18 protein-coding genes are annotated in these 19572 nt (G+C 35.6%); 7 read left to right on the forward strand and 11 right to left on the reverse strand.

What is annotated here, in order from left to right; all coding sequences use genetic code 11:
* Positions 1-362: 362 nt before the first annotated feature.
* Complete coding sequence (hemA, locus tag ACFOWA_RS16780) at positions 363-1589, reverse strand: glutamyl-tRNA reductase (RefSeq protein WP_378987245.1); 1227 nt, start codon at positions 1587-1589, stop codon at positions 363-365.
* A 127-nt stretch (positions 1590-1716) separates the two neighbouring features.
* Here hemA and ACFOWA_RS16785 point away from each other — a divergent pair, with 127 nt between their 5' ends.
* A complete protein-coding gene (locus ACFOWA_RS16785) occupies positions 1717-2100 on the forward strand; it encodes a DoxX family protein (protein ID WP_378987248.1) in 384 nt (127 codons plus the stop codon).
* A gap of 115 nt (positions 2101-2215) precedes the next feature.
* Here the strand turns inward: ACFOWA_RS16785 and ACFOWA_RS16790 are convergent, their stop codons facing one another.
* Positions 2216-2407, reverse strand: a complete 192-nt coding sequence (locus ACFOWA_RS16790) for a hypothetical protein (protein ID WP_378987251.1) — start codon at positions 2405-2407, stop codon at positions 2216-2218.
* 58 nt (positions 2408-2465) lie between these two features.
* Between ACFOWA_RS16790 and ACFOWA_RS16795 the strand changes: the two genes are divergently transcribed.
* Complete coding sequence (locus tag ACFOWA_RS16795; protein WP_378987254.1) at positions 2466-3287, forward strand: alpha/beta hydrolase family protein; 822 nt, start codon at positions 2466-2468, stop codon at positions 3285-3287.
* A 159-nt stretch (positions 3288-3446) separates the two neighbouring features.
* On the opposite strand, the gene ACFOWA_RS16800 is transcribed toward ACFOWA_RS16795, so the two are convergent.
* From ACFOWA_RS16800 to ACFOWA_RS16825, 6 genes are all read right to left on the reverse strand, one after another.
* A complete protein-coding gene (locus ACFOWA_RS16800; protein WP_378987257.1) occupies positions 3447-4721 on the reverse strand; it encodes a mechanosensitive ion channel family protein in 1275 nt (424 codons plus the stop codon).
* A gap of 119 nt (positions 4722-4840) precedes the next feature.
* Positions 4841-6823 carry a (E)-4-hydroxy-3-methylbut-2-enyl-diphosphate synthase gene (gene ispG, locus ACFOWA_RS16805; protein ID WP_378987260.1) on the reverse strand — a complete coding sequence of 661 codons (1983 nt, stop codon included), beginning with the start codon at positions 6821-6823 and terminating at the stop codon, positions 4841-4843.
* 65 nt (positions 6824-6888) lie between these two features.
* A complete protein-coding gene (locus ACFOWA_RS16810) occupies positions 6889-7500 on the reverse strand; it encodes an RDD family protein (protein ID WP_378987263.1) in 612 nt (203 codons plus the stop codon).
* Positions 7501-7586: 86 nt separating this feature from the next.
* Positions 7587-8567 (reverse strand): LiaF transmembrane domain-containing protein, encoded by a 981-nt coding sequence (locus tag ACFOWA_RS16815; protein WP_378987266.1) that lies wholly within the window; start codon positions 8565-8567, stop codon positions 7587-7589.
* A 5-nt stretch (positions 8568-8572) separates the two neighbouring features.
* Positions 8573-9247: a PspC domain-containing protein gene (locus ACFOWA_RS16820; RefSeq protein ID WP_378987269.1), complete on the reverse strand. Its 675-nt coding sequence runs from the start codon at positions 9245-9247 to the stop codon at positions 8573-8575.
* Between the two features lie 19 nt (positions 9248-9266).
* Entirely contained in the window at positions 9267-9956 is a 690-nt protein-coding gene (locus ACFOWA_RS16825; RefSeq protein WP_378987272.1) for an SDR family oxidoreductase, read from the reverse strand.
* A 146-nt stretch (positions 9957-10102) separates the two neighbouring features.
* On the opposite strand from ACFOWA_RS16825, the gene ACFOWA_RS16830 reads away from it, so the two are divergent.
* The 5 genes from ACFOWA_RS16830 to msrA all read left to right on the forward strand — a co-directional run bounded on the left by ACFOWA_RS16830 (position 10103) and on the right by msrA (position 14400).
* Positions 10103-10837: an MlaE family ABC transporter permease gene (locus tag ACFOWA_RS16830; RefSeq protein ID WP_378987275.1), complete on the forward strand. Its 735-nt coding sequence runs from the start codon at positions 10103-10105 to the stop codon at positions 10835-10837.
* Positions 10837-11589: an ABC transporter ATP-binding protein gene (locus ACFOWA_RS16835; RefSeq protein ID WP_378987278.1), complete on the forward strand. Its 753-nt coding sequence runs from the start codon at positions 10837-10839 to the stop codon at positions 11587-11589. Before ACFOWA_RS16830 ends, ACFOWA_RS16835 begins: the two co-directional genes overlap by 1 nt.
* Positions 11590-11683: 94 nt before the next feature.
* On the forward strand, positions 11684-12565 hold the full coding sequence (locus tag ACFOWA_RS16840; protein WP_123206860.1) for a class I SAM-dependent methyltransferase: 882 nt from the start codon (positions 11684-11686) through the stop codon (positions 12563-12565).
* Between the two features lie 103 nt (positions 12566-12668).
* The gene (locus tag ACFOWA_RS16845; protein WP_378987281.1) at positions 12669-13715 is read left to right on the forward strand and encodes a hypothetical protein; all 1047 of its coding nucleotides are present in this window, start codon (positions 12669-12671) and stop codon (positions 13713-13715) included.
* 139 nt (positions 13716-13854) lie between these two features.
* Positions 13855-14400 carry a peptide-methionine (S)-S-oxide reductase MsrA gene (msrA, locus tag ACFOWA_RS16850; protein WP_378987284.1) on the forward strand — a complete coding sequence of 182 codons (546 nt, stop codon included), beginning with the start codon at positions 13855-13857 and terminating at the stop codon, positions 14398-14400.
* Here the strand turns inward: msrA and ACFOWA_RS16855 are convergent.
* From ACFOWA_RS16855 to ACFOWA_RS16865, 3 genes are all read right to left on the reverse strand, one after another.
* Complete coding sequence (locus tag ACFOWA_RS16855; protein WP_378987287.1) at positions 14397-15485, reverse strand: acyl-CoA dehydrogenase family protein; 1089 nt, start codon at positions 15483-15485, stop codon at positions 14397-14399. The two genes, msrA and ACFOWA_RS16855, sit on opposite strands and share 4 nt — an antisense overlap.
* 49 nt (positions 15486-15534) lie before the next feature.
* Entirely contained in the window at positions 15535-16155 is a 621-nt protein-coding gene (gene pnuC / locus ACFOWA_RS16860) for a nicotinamide riboside transporter PnuC (RefSeq protein WP_378987290.1), read from the reverse strand.
* A 547-nt stretch (positions 16156-16702) separates the two neighbouring features.
* Positions 16703-19561, reverse strand: a complete 2859-nt coding sequence (locus tag ACFOWA_RS16865) for a DNA gyrase/topoisomerase IV subunit A (protein WP_378987293.1) — start codon at positions 19559-19561, stop codon at positions 16703-16705.
* Positions 19562-19572 lie beyond the last annotated feature (11 nt).

Raw genomic sequence — 19572 nt, forward strand, 5'->3', positions numbered from 1 at the left:
TGTTTATTGATTGTTAATTGACATTCATGCTAAGGCTGTTGTCTATTCTGTTAAGATGCTGAAATAAATTCAGCATGACGATGTGATTAGGTGGATAGTCAGAAAGGGTTACTGAATGAAGTTGTGTAAACCCGATTGAAGTGTAAATACTTTTTGGTGCAGACCTCCGACAAGTTCAGACTGACAACCGCAAAAAGATTGGAACAAAAAGCGGGACTGAAATAACCGAAGTGCACAGAAACCTGCTTTCTAAATAATTTTTACCACTTAAAAGATGTAAATCTGAGATTACAAAAACACTAACCCAGTGCTTTGAGATTGCTTCGTGCCTCGCAATGACGGTTGTATAAGAACTGGTTAATTTAAGATTGATTAACCAAAATTTCTTTGGCCATAATCATTGGTACGCTGATGTATTTCTTCTCCATGTAGTTCATTACTCGTTCTAAAACTTCGCGAGATGCATCATCCATTTGACTAATTTCATCGGCAAAAACACCATTGATAGCCGTATTTTTAATTTCCTTAATTTTTCTAGGAACCTCTTGCATAGCCAATTCAATTCGGCGTTGCTTTAATACAGTAAAAAATTCGGTAATGTTTGCACTGATAATATCTTCTGCATGAACCAGCTCGTTGTAACGTTCCTGGATATTTTTTCGGGCAACTTCTTTTAAAGATTCTACCTCGATGTAGTGAATAGGGTGATTGTGAACAACTGCAGGCGCAACATCGTTCGGTATAGCCAAATCGACAATTACCTTTTTGCCCGTATCTCCATTAAGTAATTTGGCATACAACTCCTCTGTAATGATAGCTTCAGTAGAACCTGTACAAGTAATGATAACATCAAAACCTTCGGTAAAATTCTGCAATTCTTCTAAATGAAAAGCCTTTCCATTCAATTCTTCTGCCAAGGTTTCGGCTTTAGAAAATGTGCGGTTGAAAATAGAAAAATTTGAGTACTTATGTTTGTTAAGATATTTAGCAATATTTTGATTGGTTTCGCCAGCGCCGATAATTAAAATGCGAGAATTGCCACACATATTTAATTCTTTTAGTTTGCGGTAAGCTAAAGAAACCACTGAAACAGGATTTTTCGAGATATTGGTATGGGTATAAACTTCTTTCGCAGTTTTAACCACTCTATCCATAATCATACGCATGTAATCGCCGGTAAAACCAGCATCGCGACAATTTTCGTAAGCCTTGCGGATTTGAGCAAGAATTTCCTTTTCACCAACTACTAAACTTTCTAGCGAGCATGATGTTCTTAAAAGATGATTAAAAGCTTCTTCGTTTTCAAAAACAGTAACATTATCTAAGAAACGCTCCATAAACTCTGCAGGTAAACCCATATCTAAAACCGTAAGAAACTTGGTTACAAATTCTTTATCAGTTTTTTCTTTTGTGAGGAAAACAAACTCAACACGATTACAGGTACCAATGTAAAAAATTTCGCTAACAGGAAGTTCGGCCTGAAGATTTTTCAATCTGCTATCTAAACTCTGGTCACAAATAACTAATTTCCCTAAAGATTTCAGGTCGATGTGGTGATGCGTAAAAGCTATTACTTTTAAATATTCCAAGTGCTTCCGTTGTTAACTAATATCGGGATACAAAAGTAACATGGTAATCGCATGTCACAGTCATTAATCTGTAATTTACATCAATTTAGAACGGTTTTAAATAGACACAAAATAACTACAAACCTATATGCGTTATAAAATTTTTCTTTGGATTTATGCCCTCTTTTATATCCTAGCGGGTATAAATCATTTTATTTCGATTGAAGGATATTTTAAAATAATGCCAGAATGGCTACCTGCCCACGAATTTTTAATTTACCTATCTGGCGTGATCGAAGTTGTTTTAGGTGTTTTATTGCTGTTTCCAAAAACCAGAAAAATAGCTGCTTTGGGAATTATTTTAATGCTCTTAGCATTTATTCCTGCTCATATTTATATGATTCAGAAAGCACCATTTTTACTTGGTAAAATATCTGTAACTCCTTTTATAGCATGGGTAAGAATTCCGTTTCAGCTGTTTTTTATTGGCTGGGCTTACTATTACTATAGAAATAATGATGAACGAATATAAAATACAGAAGATTTAATTGAATGCTTAAGTAAAAAAGGTGAGGAAAAATCCTCACCCCATTAAAAAGAATCCGAGATTATGATTTTTTTTCTTCCTCATCTGAGGTTAAATTTTCCTATTTTTCCTCAGCTGTGTTTTTTATTTCCTCAGCTTTATCTTTGGTATCTTCCCAAATATCTTCCGCTTTATCTTGTATATCCTCTAATGCATCTTCCGCTTTTTCTTTAAATTCGTTAAATTTACCCTTTAGATTATCAAAAAATCCATTTTCTGACTCTTGGTTTGGCACTTTGTTTTCTGTTGACATTTTAATTTTTTTTATGAGTTAAGGCAAACACTATACCACACCAGGTTGTTAAAAAATTATGATTATACAAAAAGCGTTCAGCTTAAGCGGTGCTGATGGAAAATTAATTATAGGCGATATTACACTCGATGATAAAAACCCGAATGCCCCAATTATACTTTTTATACATGGATTTAAAGGTTTTAAAGATTGGGGTGCACATAATTTGGTAGCAAGGTATTTTGCAAATAATGGATTTCGCTATGTGAAATTTAATCTATCACATAGTGGAGTTTCGTTAGATAACCCAATAGATGTAACTGATTTAGAATCTTTCGCTAATAACACCGTATCAAAAGAACTTTTTGATGTGAACGCCGTAATCGATTACATTGAAAAAGTTTATGGGCGAGAAACTGAAATTAATTTGATTGGGCATAGTCGCGGTGGTGGTTTAAGCATTATACAGGCTTCTAACGACCTACGCGTTAATAAATTAATTACCTGGAGTGCCATTTCGAGTTTTAATAGTCTCTGGAAAAAAGAGCAAGAGGCAGATTGGAAAAAAACAGGAAAAATCTTTGTAACCAATGCCAGAACCAAAGAACAAATGCCTTTAAATGTAACTCTACTGGAGGATTTTGAAGAAAATGCAGATACTTTTGACATTCTAAGTGCTGCAAAACGCATTAATATTCCGTGGCTAATTGTTCAGGGCGATGATGATGTAAATGTTCCTTTCGCACATGCTCAGAAACTTGCTGATGCCAATTTAGATAGCCAATTGGTAAAAATTGAAGGTGCAAATCATGTGTATGGTGCAAATCATCCTTATGAAAAAGAAACATTGCCACCGTTATTATTTAAGGTTTGCGAGAAATGTTTAGCATTTTTAATATAAGGATTAATCTTATGTTCGCCTTCAATTTACACTTTTAGATATTTCAAATAAGGCAACGGTCACACTGAATTTACCACAAGGTATTAATTAGTAAGATGCTGAAATGAATTCAGCATGACGATAGTTAAATTATGTTCTCTGCAGAGTTAGTTAACTAATTTAATCATTTCCTCTGCTAACAAAACCTCGCATATCACTTCCGCTAGGGCTTTGAAAAATTTCTAAATCAAAATATGGAACCGCAGCCAATAAATGATCAAAAATATCAGCAGCAACTTCTTCAAATTTTTTAAGTGCTTTTTCTTTTGAGAAAACATAAATTTCAATCGGAAGTCCGTTTTCTGTAGCCTGCAATTGCCTTACCATAAAAGTTAAATCGGTATTAATGTGTGGGTTGCTCTCCAAATATTTTTCTGCATAAACCCTAAATGTACCAATATTTGTCATGTGCCTGCCGTTAACCAAATTGTTCGGAATTACAGTATTTTCAGCATTAAATTTCTCAATTTGCGCCTGAGTTTCCTTTAAGTAATCTTTCAAAAAATCAATACTTTTTAACCGAATGATAAGCTCTTCATTACAAAATTTTATGCTCGAAATTTTTATATTGATGTGTCTTTTTATTCTCCGTCCTTCACTTTCTTCCATAGCCCGCCAGTTTTTAAACGACTCGCTAACGATGGCATAACTTGGTACAATAGTTACTGTTTTATCCCAATTCCGAACTTTAATGGTGGTTAAATTAATTTCAGTTACCTCGCCATCTGCTCCATATTTTTCTACCGTTATCCAATCGCCAACCCTCACTAAATCGATAGCACTCATTTGAACTGAGGCTACGAAACCTAAAATCGGATCGCGGAAAACTAAAATAAAAACAGCTGTAACAGCACCAAAACCACCAAAAATATACAATGGAGATTCGTTTAATATAATGGATAAAATAAGTACAAAACCTAAAATATAAATGATGATTTTTGCTACCTGCTTATAACTTCGAATGGGCTTATCAGCATATTTCCTTGTTGTTTCCATAATGGAAACTAAAGCATTTAGAAAAGCATTTATCGCAAACATGGTGGCCAAAACCACATATATTCTTGAAAAAATTAAAGCATAGAAGAGCCAGTTTTTAAAATCGACAAAAACAAAAGGAACAACATTATAAATAATATAAGCACCAAAAATTAGTGCAAAAGCCCTGAAAACAAAAAATTCGAATAGTGCATCTTGCCAATTTGATTTGGTTTTGGCGCTTTTGATAACGCCGATAAAAACTTGGCGGGTAACAAATATGGTAATGAATAAAAATAGGGTAACACCAACCAGACCGATTAAAAAATAAGTCCAGATTAATGCACTACCATTTAAACCCTGCTCTACTAAGAATTTTCTTAATTCACTAAATATAAATTGAAACTCCAATAACTTCATATGGATTGGTTAGGTCTAATTGGTAAAGAAAGATTTTTTATAGGATTTGAAGATTGGTTCTTAACTCGCAATGACGATCGCCTCATTTCCATCAAAAAACATCAGCTAAAGCACTAATATTATTCTTTTTCAACCCAATTGCCATCACCTTTAATAATATCAATCAGTTCATCTAGTGCAAAAGCGGTGTTAACATTTTTTTTAACCACTTCTTGACCACGGTACAATGTGATTTTATCTGGTCCAGTGCCTACATAACCATAATCAGCATCGGCCATTTCACCAGGACCATTTACGATGCAACCCATAATACCTATTTTAAGTCCTTTCAAATGGTCGGTACGAGAGCGGATAAGTTGGGTAGTTTCTTGCAAATCGAAAAGCGTTCTTCCGCAACTTGGACAAGAAATGTATTCGGTTTTACTAATTCTGGTTCTGGTTGCCTGCAAAATACCAAAACTGGTTGCATTAATTAATGCCAAATTTTTATCAGCCGCATCAATCCAAATTCCATCACCAAAACCATCAGTAAACAATGCACCAATATCTGTGGCAGAATAAAGCATTAAGTTATCAGCATCAATATCTTGATAGGTTCTTTTAATAATTACCGGAATCTGAATGTTTTTTTGCTGCAAAGCAACAAAAAAAGCCCTTTGTTCTGCCATTCCATGGTTAGCAGAGGTTTCGAGAATTAGTACAACATTTTTTGATTGTTCGATTGTTGAATTTTTGAATTGTATTGCATCAACTGCAACGAAATTTAAAGACTCATCTTTCAGACTGGCTTTGTTAAATTCATCCAAGGTAAATAATGGATGGCAATTATCCTTATCCTTTAAATTTAACCAGGTGGCGTAATTATAAATTTGTTTTAGGTTTCCCGGAAAAGAGAAGGAAGGCAGATTATCTCCCAAATAAGCTAAATCGCAAGCCTGGTCGGCAAGGTTGTACTTATCTAAACCTGCACTATAGTTGTAACCAACAGCATTTAAAAAATATGGGTCTTTAAGGTTTTCTTTTGATACATCAATCATTACCACTGGATGATGATGCCCACCAATATGCTGAATCGGATTTGTTACTCTACGAGAATAGGCATAAGGTGAATAAGTTTGGATGGAAGATGGAGTTTGTAAATTGGAGGAATTGCCATCTATCTCCCGACCTCCAACTTCCAATTCCCTACCTCTAAAAACATATCTATCGGCCAAAGCTTTCGCAACCGGCGCTTCAAATTCAGGGTCTTCGGTTAAAGAAACACGAATGGTATCTCCTAATCCATCTTCTAATAAAGTACCGATGCCAACTGCCGATTTTATGCGACCATCTTCTCCATCGCCTGCTTCAGTAACGCCAAGATGCAAAGGGTAATTCATACCCTCTTTCACCATGGTTTCTACCAGTAAGCGATACGCCTGAACCATAACCTGCGTATTACTTGCTTTCATAGAAATTACCAGATTGAAGTAATTCTGGTCTTCACACATGCGGATAAATTCCATTGCAGATTCTACCATTCCTCTTGGTGTATCACCATAATGGCTCATAATCCTATCTGATAGGGAACCATGATTAGTGCCAATTCTCATGGCTGTACCATACTCTTTGCAAATTTTTACAAGTGGAATAAACTTTTTGTAAATCCTGGCAAGCTCAGCATTGTATGCATCTTGTGTGTATTCTATATTTTCGAATTTCTTTTTATCGGCATAATTTCCAGGATTAACACGAACCTTTTCTACAATTCTGGCTGCCATTTCCGCAGCATTAGGTGTAAAGTGGATATCGGCAATTAACGGAACATTATAGCCACGAGAGCGAAGTTCCTTTTTGATGTTAGCTAGATTTTCGGCCTCTTTGATACTAGGAGCAGTTATACGAACATATTCACTACCCGATTCTACCATCCGGATGGTTTGCTCAACGGTAGCTAAGGTATTCATGGTGTCGGTGGTTGTCATCGATTGAATGCGAATCGGGTTATTGCCGCCAAGTGCAATATCACCAATATTCACCTCGCGGGTTAAAAACCTCGAATATTGCGTTAAACTGTTGCAATATCCACCACCTAATTCTGGTTTTACCAATAAATTTTCCATGCTACAGCAAAGATATAGATAGAATTTTGAATGAGCGCAATTTGACTTAGAGAATGACTTAAAATCTATATCAACCGTTCTTTTATTACCAAGGTTTCCGCAGCTATATCATGCCAGCATTGATTTTTTTTATTTAAAAAGCTGTAGAAATACCCAAAAAAAGCTGGAATAACTGAGATTATTTTCGAAAAATTGCGTGCTAGTGAGCGACCAAATGATACTCTGCTTCCTTCTAAATCGGTAACTTTTATATTTACCAGGCGCTTGCCTATTGTTGCTTGTCGCTTTGAAGATTCTGCAAAACTGCCGTAAATCAATTTTATTAGAAAGATTAAAGGAAATGGAACTAAAAAAGCCATCATACGTTGGTCTTTACTTTCGATGGCGATGAAACTTACTAAAATAATAATACAGTAAACTACAAAAATTAGAAAGTGATCTATTACCGAAGCCAACAAACGCAAATCGAAAGCAGCGAAATATTGAGGAGCTGTTTTTTGATAACTAAAGCCAAGAAGCTCACGCAATTCTACAATTGCATGAGCTTCTTTATAATCATCCATTCCTGGTTTGCGAATAAATGTATTTGGTCTTATACTCAAATCAGCTAGTTCAACCAAACTATATGGACCTTTTGGCTTACCATCTATAACAACTGTGTACTGGTCAGGATTCATTGGATTTTTGGGTTTTCAAGATAGTTGTGTTCGAAGCTTGGCAAAGTAAAGCTTTAAACCACCTGCTTTTAAACCTTCAAACTTATCTAATATCTGCTCACCTCAAAGTTACTTAATCCGCCATCTAAATTGATAAAGATTTTTTTAGTAGATGTTTTATAGTTTGATGTTTCATAAACACCATCACTCAGTTTTTCAAATCCTTCGAAATCTTTTGCTGATAAACCAGTTTTGGTTTTGATTCTACAGCCGGAAGTTGATGGGATTTGAATTTTAACATCAGCAACGCCTGATTTAACAACAACATCTGCAATTGGCAATAAATCGCCCATTTTAATATCTAAAGATGCAGCGCCGCCATCAAAACGAAAGGTTCGGACTTTGTAATCTGCAAAATCAAAATCAGCTTCACCCGCACCGAGTTTCATTAAAATATCCCAGTTTGGTGCTTTATTCAATTTAAAATCTACATCATTACCGCCATCGTTAAAATTCCACCTATTTTTTTTATTGCCCATTTTAAAGGTGAGCAAGGTTGCACTATTAGTAGTTTGTTTCGTTAGCGAGAATTCACCATGTCGTTTCTTAACATCAGCTTTAATTAAATCATTTGTTTCGCCATCTAAATTAAATGAAATGCCACCGCCAGAAATGTTTAAAATGGCTTTCTTTGCGCTATCTACAGCGGCAAAAGGCTCAGAAAGATTTAATTGATTGTACGATGTGTCGCCGTCATTATCTTCACTGTCTTCATTATCGTTATCATCAATATTGATATCAACATCATTCTTTAATCGATTGCCCCACCAAGAATTTCTGTCCGGTTCTTGCTGACCTTTAAAGAAAAGAAATCCTAAAGTAATTACAAGTACACCAATGGAAACCATACTACCTGCCTGCGAATTATTTCTGTTGAATAAAATATTTAGCCCGGCTATAATTAGAAACACAGGCCAAAAATGCCAAACGTTGCGCCAATAAAATTCGATTACACCAAAGTTTTCTAGTAAGAGTACACCGCCAATAAAAAGCAGTAAAATACCCCAAATTAATCTATCTAATTTCATAATATTTATGCTTGAGGGTTAGTAGGTGTTGTGTTTGTTTCAGGTTTTGTTTCTTCAACTATTATAACATCAGATACAATGTCTGTTTTTGTTTCTTCTGCCGCCTGTTGCTGATTTTGAAAAGCTGTCCATTCGTTTTTCCTTTTAGATTTAGCGATAATGCTAATACCTAAAACAATGAATATAACTGGCCAAAAGTTTCTAAATCTAAACCAATCCGGAATAAAATCGAATTCACGCATTAAGAAGAAACAACCAACTACAAGTAAAAGCAAACCACCAATTGTTCGTCCGGTATCGTTTGGTTTGTTGTATTGATTAAAATTTGCCTGTGTTTCAAATGGTGTTTTCTGTGCATCATTTATCGGCTGCGACCAATTCGTATTACCCGAACCTACCGGACCAGCAAAAGCATCTGCCTGAGCAAATGGCGGCACATTAGGGTTATTTTTATTGAAGTAGTTATTAAATTTTGAGAATTTCGCTGCCGGGTCGTTATTTACCGGAACGATAATCCACATAATAATATAGGCAACCAAACCACCTCCGGCCATAAAAATGGTTGATAATGCAAACAATAATCTAACTATGGTTACCTCTACCTGCATGTAATCTGCAAGGCCAGAAGCTACACCGGCAATCATTTTATCGTGTTCGTTTCTAAAAAGCTTCTTTTCCATAACGCTGTTCATTTTGTGTTTAAAAATCTAGCGGAGTGATTAGCACTTCATCAACATTTACCCCTTTACTTAAGTTTAAAATGGTATATAAAACCTCTGCAATATCTTCAGGCTGTACAAATTTTTCATCCGGAATTGTTGTTCCATCCCAGGATGATGTTTTGGTAGAACCCGGCAAAAATGCAGTTACTTTAACGTTGTGTGGAGCTAACTCTTGCCGCAATACATGATTAAGACTTAGCATCGCTGCTTTTGTTACACTATAACTTCCACCATTTTTTACTGGTGCGTTACTGGCAACCGAACAAATGTTAAAGATGTGTCCACTATGGTTTGTACGCATCTTTTTACCTATTAATTTACTGATGTAATAACCAGCATTAACATTTATTTGCTGTTGATTTTCGAAGGTTTCATCCAATTCATCTAACAAAATTCCTGGCAAAAAAGCACCAACATTATTTACTAAAACATCAATAAAACCAATTTCTCCTTCAATATATTGTAGCAAATCGTACACCTCTTGCTTAACGCTACAATCTGCAGCATATATAAATACAGCGCTTTCAAAAACGGATAGTTCATCACGAAGCTTTTCCAACTCATTTAAATTTCTTGCAGCAAGCACTACATCATAGCCTTCTTTACATAATTTAACGGCTATTGCTCTGCCAATTCCTTTTGTTGCCCCAGTTATTAAAGCTTTCATGTTTTATGGTTTAATATTTGTAAGCAAAAAACCATATTTATATTCTAAACCACGAATATTTTTGTAATAAACAAAGTGCTACAACTTTTTTATCGTTTCTTTGTAGTATTATATATTGAATATTTAAACTAAGCAACACATACGGAATGAATTTTACCAATTTCGGCAGGTATATACTGCTACTCAAATCTGTATTCAGAAAGCCGGAAAAACTGAAGATATATCTTAAGGAAATAGCTAAACAGATGGACTACGTTGGCGTTGGCTCTTTAGGGTTAATCGCGATTATATCTACTTTTATCGGTGCGGTAATGACTTTGCAAATTGCCTTTCAGCTGGTTAGTGATTTCATTCCTAAAACAATTATCGGTTCGGTTAACAGAGATTCGAGTATTTTAGAATTAAGTCCAACCATAAGCGCAATTGTATTAGCCGGAAAAATTGGCTCTGCCATTTCATCAGAAATTGGTTCTATGCGTGTAACCGAACAAATTGATGCCCTAGAAATTATGGGTATTAATGCACCAGGTTATTTAATACTTCCAAAAATTATATCAGGCATAACGATGGTACCTATGTTGGTAATCATTTCTATGTTTTTGAGCATAACTGGTGGTTATATTGGTGGTTCTGTTTCAGGAGCGGTTACTCCGGCAGAATATCTTCAAGGTATTACAACTGATTTTAATCCTTACACAATTGTTGTGGCACTTGTTAAAGCATTTGTTTTTGGGTTTATTATCACATCAGTTCCTGCTTACGAAGGGTTTTATGTTCGTGGCGGTGCATTAGAAGTATCTCAGGCAAGTACCAGAGCAGTTGTTATTAGCTGTATTTCTATTCTGGTTTGCGATTATTTGGTTACTCAACTTTTATTATAATGATTGAAGTAAAAGATATTTATAAATCCTTTTCAGGAAACGATGTTTTACAAGGCATATCCGGAAAATTTGAAGAAGGAGTTACCAACTTAATAATCGGTGGTTCTGGTTCGGGAAAAACTACTCTACTAAAATGTATGGTGGGTTTGCATCAACCAGATTCGGGTTCTGTTTTATACGATGGGCGTGATTTTACACCTATGAGTTATGAGCAACGTATTGATGTTCGTAAAGAAATTGGGATGCTTTTTCAAGGTTCGGCACTTTTTGATAGTATGACAGTGGAAGATAACATTATGTTTCCACTTAACATGTTTACCGAACAAACCCGAAAAGAAAAATTAGAGCGAGTTAATTTTTGCCTGGAAAGAGTAAATTTGGTTGGTAAAAATGCTTTGTTTCCGGCAGAATTATCTGGAGGGATGAAAAAACGTGTGGGTATTGCACGTGCTATTTCTATGAACCCAAAATATTTGTTTTGTGATGAACCCAACTCAGGCTTAGATCCAAAAACATCTATCGTTATTGATGAACTTATACAGGAACTAACCGAAGAATTTAAAACAACTACAATTGTTGTAACCCACGATATGAACTCCGTAATGGGTATTGGTGACTATATTTTATTCTTACACGAAGGCAAAAAATTCTGGGAAGGCAGTAATAAAGAAATTGCCCATACAGATATTAAAGAACTTAACGATTTTGTGTTTGCAAGTCGTTTTATGAAAGCTGCAAAAGATAAGTTTTAATTAACCGTCATTGCGAGGCACGAAGCAATCTCTTCAATAAATCGATCGAATTAAGATTGCTTCTTGCCTCGCAATAACGAACTATATTTAACAAATGATACAATTACTTGCCCCAACCCATTGGAAAGATTATGAACTGATAGATTGCGGGGATTTTGAAAAATTAGAACGCTTTGGTAATGTTACCCTAATACGCCCTGAACCTCAAGCCGTATGGAAAAAAACCCTATCAGAGCAGGAATGGAAAAAAATAGCAAACATTACTTTTCGAGGTCGTTCAGCTACATCGGGCGAGTGGGTAAAAAAGAATCCAGCTACACCGGATCGCTGGCATGTTGAATATAAAAACAATGAAGTTGCCATTAAACTTCGTTTAGGATTAACCTCTTTTAAACATGTTGGTGTTTTCCCTGAACAGGCTGTAAATTGGGATTTCATTTCCTCATCAATCAAGAAATTTAAAACACCTCAACCTAAGGTTTTAAACTTATTCGCATACACAGGCGCAGCATCACTTATTGCTAACGCTGCTGGCGCAGAAACCACACACGTAGATTCAATTAAACAAGTTGTGACTTGGGCAAACGAAAATCAAGAACTCTCGGGTTTAAAAAACACTCGATGGATGGTTGAAGATGCCTTAAAATTTGTAAAAAAAGAGCTTAAAAGAGGCAAGAAATACAACGGCATTATATTAGATCCACCAGCTTATGGCCACGGTCCAAATGGCGAAAAATGGAAACTGGAAGATCATATTCAAGAAATGATGCAAGATGTTGTACAGTTGCTTGATGAAAAAGAACATTTTTTAATTTTGAATACCTACTCATTAGGATTTTCTTCAGTAATTGTAGAAAATTTAATACGCACATCCTTCCCTAATGTTAAAAATTTAGAAACTGGAGAATTGTATCTACAAGCCACTGCAGGCATTAAACTCCCACTTGGCGTTTTTGGAAAATTCTGCAATGTGTAATATGTTAATTACTTTATTTTGAAGTACCGGTTTTGCATCCTACTTTCATGTATAAACAGATTCGGAAAAGCTGTCTAAACATTAAAAATCTATAAATAACTCTATGAAATTTCCTCAATTAGCGGGCACTTTAGTACTTGGATTTGCCGCAATTAGTTTATTTGCCAACTGTAATTCGGATGGTAAAGGCGGTGGTGTTGGTAAAATATTTTCTTCTGATACCAGCAAAAAGAAAACCGATTCGGCAGTAAATGTGATGAAACCTGTTGATCCTAAATTATATGATTCATTGGTTCGCAAACTATCAGTTGGAGATACCACCGGAAAATGGCCTGTTAAAAATCAGCCAATTCCTTTAGCTGGTGCAATACTTCCATTTAAACGTATTGTAGTTTATTATGGTAATTTACACTCAAAAAAAATGGGAGCACTTGGCGAATATGCTCCAAAAGAGATGTGGCAGCGCTTAAATACAGAAGTTAAACGTTGGGAAAAAGCAGACCCAACAACTCCTGTTCAGCCTGGTTTACATTACATTGCAGCAGTAGCAAGTGGCACACCCGGTAAAGATGGAAAATACATTAATCGTATGGGAAACAAGCAGATAGACTCAGTTTTATCTATTGCTAAAATGCAGCCTAATACAATTGTATTCCTGGATTTGCAAGTAGCCTTAAGTACAATTAAAGCAGAACTTCCTCATATTGAAAAATATTTACAACTACCTTATGTACACTTAGGCATCGACCCAGAATTCTCTATGAAAGATGGTTCTTTACCTGGCAGAAAAATAGGTACTTATGATGCAGCAGATATCAATTATGTAACAGGTTATCTTGCAGATTTAGTAAAAAAATACAATTTGCCTCCTAAAGTTTTCGTTTTGCATCGTTTTACGAAGAAAATGGTTACTAATTCTGCCAATATTAAATTACGCCCAGAAGTACAAGTAGTAATGCACATGGATGGTTGGGGAGAACCAGAATTGAAAAAAGGCACTTACCGCCATTTCATTTTTGGCGAACCTGTTCAATTTACCGGCTTCAAATTGTTTTACAAAAATGATTTAAAAAAGGAACCAAAACGCTTAATGACACCAGAAGAACTATTAAAATTAACGCCTAAGCCCATATATATTCAGTATCAGTAATGATGGATTAGATATTTTAGAAAAATAGATATTCCATTCTAAATAATACTTAAACCCCATTTAAAAGCCTCTTGAATCATTCAAGAGGCTTTTTTTGTACAATCAAAACCTTTCGTATAAAATTTTCGTTAATAGATTTATGCAGACAGCGATATTTGGCGGAGGATGCTTTTGGTGCACAGAGGCAGTATTTCAATCATTACAGGGTGTAGAAAAAGTAGTTTCAGGCTATATGGGTGGGGCTTTAAAACACCCAACATACATGGAAATTTCAAATGGCGATACTGGCCACGCCGAAGTAATTCAAATTGATTTTGACGAAACTCAGATTTCATTTACTGAGTTGTTACTGATTTTCTTTAAAACACATAATCCAACTTTACTCAACAGGCAAGATAGCGATAGAGGAATTCAATATCGTTCGGTGGTGTTTTATGATACGCAGGAGCAAAAGCGTGAAACTGAAAAAATGATAACAGAATTAACCAGAGATGATATTTTTGACAGGCCAATAATAACCGAAATAAGTCCTGTTTCGGAATTTTATGATGCTGAGGATTATCATCAAAATTATTTCACTAAAAATCATGAAAAGCCTTATTGCTCTTTCGTAATTCAACCTAAATTAGATAAGTTTGTACGAGAATTTCAAGATAAAATTAAACCAGAATTGCTTTCCGATTAATCTATAAACGTAAGCAATGCATGTTGACTCGCAGTATGAATATCTCTCCAAACCCGATTAATTTCTGATTCTTTTTTAGCAGCTTCTAAACCACAATATGGAAATAGAACATCTGTTGCTTTACGACAGGCATGCGCTAATTTCCGGCTTATTAAGCTAACTTCCGTGAGCTTGACAATTTCGACATTGCCAGTATTTTTTAATTGTTTCCAAGACTCATCAAATGTTTGATAGAAATTATCTCTCAATTCTTTTATTTCTACTTTGTTGCGTATTAATTCTTCATTAAAATAAGCGATTTGACTTTCGTTATACCTCTTTAAACCCGATCGCGACAAAAAAGATTCTTCCACCAGGCGAATGAAATGATTGGTCATGCCTAAGCTATTTACGGCTAAAGTGGTTTCTGCTAACTGCAAAAAAGGGTAATCAAATCCATTACTATCAAATTTGATCTCATGGTTGATCTCAAATGTCCTGTTGATGGGAACTTTTAAATTCTTTACCTCAAAAGCATGACTACCAGTTGCTATTAAGCCAAAGTAAGACCAACCTGCTAAAATCTCAACTTCATGTTTTTTTAGTATGAAAGATAGAATTTTTGGATTGCCACGCTCATCCAAAATATCTGTTCCATCATTATTTTTGAGTAAACAATTGGCTGTAAAAATTGTAGCATGTAGCGCTCCACTTGCGTATTTCCAATGTCCATTAATTGTATAGCCATCATCAGTTTTAATTGCAAGGCCACCAACTGCACCACTTCCAGCAAAACAGACTTTTCTATCAGCAAATATTTCAGTAGCTAAATCTTGATTTAAAAACCCCGCAAACCAAGCGGCTCCAGCGCATAAGGTTATTGTCCATCCCAAACTTCCATCCGCTTCAGCAAGTTCTTCTTCTAGCCTTAAAATCTCGGGAAGCTCCTTCCCTGCGCCACCATAAACTTTAGGTACAAAAAGTTTAAACCAGTTTTCCTGATAAGCCAATTCAAGAATTTCTTGATGTAATTTGCCCATTGCTTCTGATTGTGCAGCTAGTGCACTTACCTTTTTTTGCCAGTTTTGGGTTATGGTATTTTGCATATATTTTATGTTTGTCGCGAAGACTTAAGCAGAAATAATCTGGTAATAATTATGCCGTTTTCAGTTTTCTGTTTTTTATAATTTTCTTCCAATCCAAAAAACCAAAAATGGCTACAACAAAAAGAAATGTAGTCAAACAGGCCATTAATGGTAATTTTTTATGAAATAATAGCGGTATAGCAACGATGTTAGAGATATTGAGAAAAATCCAGTTTTCTATTTTACGTTTTGCTAGCAACCACATACCCGCCCAGGCAGTTGATGATACAAAAGCATCGAGCAGCGGCACATCAGAATCGGTGTGGTTTCGTAACACAAAATAGAAAACGAAGAAACCTACAACCGATATGATGACTGCAATGGCAAGCTCCTTATTTGTACTCCATGAAACCTGATTTTCACCATCTGCCTTTCGTTTTTTCCATATTACCCAGCCATAAACGCTCATTATCAAATAGTATATGCTTAAAAGCATTTCTGCGTAAAGCTTTACATTTAACAACAGAAACATGGATAATAGAATTGAAATAATCCCTGTGGGATACAGCCAGATGCTATTTTTTCTCGCCAATAAAACTTCTGATACACCAAAACCAACAGCCATCCATTCTACAATAGATGTATGGAAAATTTGATCTCGAAAAAGATAAAACCACTCCTGAAAATTCATTTACAATACGCTATGTCTTTCGACCAATAAAAATTATTGAAAAACTGCTTTCGGGGCGAGACAGCATTGTAAATTTAACCTCTTCCCTACGTCGGCATTATCCGAATCAGGTGCATTAAAAGCCGAAAGGTTTTGAGGAATAAGGCACAAGGTGAAAACCCTATATCTTAAGCCTTTTGTCTTAAGCCTCTTAAATGGGTGTAATCTCAGCCTTTTGATGGAAAAAGAAATTCCTATTAAAAAGCACCCCTTTGAGTGAGGCAAATATAGTTTTTAAAATGGAAGATGAAGAGTTTTAATTTATCATTCAGCATGTTTAGCATTCTAAAAATGAAACATAAATCCGGACGACAGTTATTTCCTAAGCAGCCTTGCTATTAAGACCCTGAATTGAATTCAGGTTCACGGCCGTTCATAGAGCAATGGGTTTCGCGGTCGTCATACTAAATTTATTTCGGCATCTTTCCTGCTAAGCCACCTTGTTATTAATAGCATAAAATGAATTCAGGGTGACGAACGTTTATAGCAATTTAGTCTGCCTATATAACTAAAACAGCCCCAATTGCCCTTTATCATCAATTTCGATATCATTCGGGTTGGTAATTTCGAAATCTATCTTTTTAGCAGGTTTTTCCTCAGCTTCTGGTTTATCTTCTTCAACCTTCGCCGCTGGTTTCGCATTTTCCTTTTTAGGAGATTCTATAACAGATTTTTCTACAATTTTTTCCTCTACCTCAGCTTCATTTAACAAAGGCTGTTCGGTAGGTAAAGGCTTTGTTTGTTCTAAAATTGGTGATTCAATAACATCATCTGATGAAACTTCTGGTTCATTAATATCACTAGAATCTTCAGTTTCGATAGGAATCTCCTCCTCTATACTATCATCTTCCGTATCTTCTTCTACTTCGATTTCTGGTTCAATCAATGTAACTTTTTGTACATCGTGTGGCGATAGTCGGTTGCCATTGGCTTTCAAACCTTTTACATCAATCGCTTCAGATAGCACCACATCTACTGCCTCAGGAATTTGAGTTTTTCCCTTTAAAACATCAACCACAACTTTGGCAGCAGGATTTGCTATTAAATACAGTAATTTAGATTTTTGTTCTTCGCTAATAAAAATTGTTTTCCGCCCAACAGATTGTAATTCGAAAGCGAAGCGTTTTATAAAATAATTTTGTGCTTTACCCTCGAAATGAACTGCAGCAAAAACTTTTTCAGGATTGAACTTTTCAATCAATATCAAACCATCATCAAAATGATTGCTTAACTCGAATGAACTTAATTCGTAGTAACCATCTTTATGAATTTGCAAAATTCTATCATCGCCATCAAATTCGCCAAGATATTTTCCTCTACCATCAACATTTAAACGTTTCAGTAAATCATCATACCAAATTTTTAGTCCCGATAAGGTTGAAACACCTTTGCTTTTTAAAACAATCTTTTTAATAGGATATTTAGAGATGATATTTCCTTGAGAACCACGACCTTTTATCACAACTTCAGCAAAATCCTGATCGAACTGTAACTTACGAAGTTTGGAATGAGGTTTCAAAGCCACATTTACAATTTCGGCTTCTCCATTTGGGTTTGCAGAAAAATACAATACTTTAGAACCTTTCGTTCCTTTAGTCAAATCGTATTCTTTATCGCGGGTAACGCCTACAACTGCAAAACGTTTTATGTAAGATGTTCCGGTACCGCCATCTTTATAAATCATGTTATAGATGGTTCGCTCATCATTTTTCTTAAAAACCTGTGCATGAATAATTCCTTTGCCCACAAACGTTTTATCGGCCACTTTGGTAATCATGCACTTTCCATCTTCACGAAATACAATCACTTCATCAATATCAGAGCAATCGGCAATAAATTCATCTTTACGCAAACCTGTTCCAATAAAACCATCTTCGCGGTTCATGTACAATTTAACGTTCGCTAAGGCTACTTTCGATGCCTCAACCCTATCAAATAATCTAATTTCTGTTTTGCGTTCTCTGCCTTTGCTGTATTTATCCTTTAATCGCTGAAACCAGGCAATGGCATAATCCGTTAAATGTTTTAAATGATTTTTAACCACTTTAATTTCATCCTCCAGATTTTTCATTTGTTCATCGGCCTTTTTAACATCAAAACGGGTGATGCTACTCATCGGTTTGTCGATTAACTTTTTAAAGTCTTCGGGCAAAATTTCTCGGTAAAGTGATGGCTTAAAGGGTTCGAAAAGAATATGCAAAACCTCTACAACATTATCAAAATTAGGCGAATTTTCGTATTCAGGATTTTTATACATCCCTTCCTGAATAAATATTTTAAGTAAAGAGCTAAAGAAAATTTTCTCTTGCAGTTCATGCAATCGAATTTCCAATTCCTTTTTTAGTAAGCGTTTTGTATGTTTTGTATTTTCAATCAGGATATCGTTTACACTTAAAAAATGTGGTTTGTCATCCTGAATGATGCATGTATTTGGTGATATAGAAACTTCACAAGCGGTAAAGGCGTAAAGCGCATCTATGGTTACATCGGGAGAAATACCTGGAGCCAAATGCACAATAACTTCTACATGCGCAGCTGTACTATCTTCAATTTTTTTGATTTTGATTTTGCCTTTATCATTGGCGGCCAAAATGCTATCAATTACCGAGCTTGTTGTAGTGCTGTACGGAACTTCGGTAATTACTAAAGTCTTCTTATCTTTTTCGGTTATTTTTGCCCTTACTCGTATTTTTCCACCACGTTGCCCCTCGTTGTAATTCGAGAAATCGGCCATTCCGCCTGTAAAAAAATCGGGCAGAATATTTGGCCTAACACCCTTTAAAGCTTCTATTGATGCATCTAAAAGTTCGATAAAATTATGTGGCATTACTTTGGTTGCCAAACCAACGGCAATTCCTTCTGCTCCTTGTGCTAAAAGTAGAGGGAATTTAACAGGTAAAGTAATCGGTTCGTTGTTTCGCCCATCGTAACTTAATTGCCACTCGGTGGTATCGGCATTAAAAACAACTTCGTTTGCAAATTTTGATAATCGAGCTTCAATGTATCGTGGTGCCGCAGCGCTATCGCCGGTAATTGGGTCGCCCCAGTTACCCTGCATATCAATAAGCAAATCTTTTTGACCAATTTGCACCATTGCATCACCAATCGAGGCATCACCATGCGGATGATACTTCATCGTATTACCGATAACGTTTGCAGCTTTATTAAAACGCCCATCGTCCATTTCTTTCAGCGAGTGCATAATACGCCGTTGAACTGGCTTTAACCCATCATGAATGTGCGGCACAGCACGATCTAGAATTACATAAGACGCATAATCGAGGAACCAGTTTTCGTATAAACCGTTAATTGGGGTAATGGTGTGTTTGTGTTCTTCGTTTAGGTTTTGGTCTAATTCTTCACTCATCTAATTACAAA

This window comes from Pedobacter lithocola (genome assembly GCF_042650845.1).
In the GTDB taxonomy this organism is placed as follows: Bacteria; Bacteroidota; Bacteroidia; order Sphingobacteriales; family Sphingobacteriaceae; genus Pedobacter; species Pedobacter lithocola.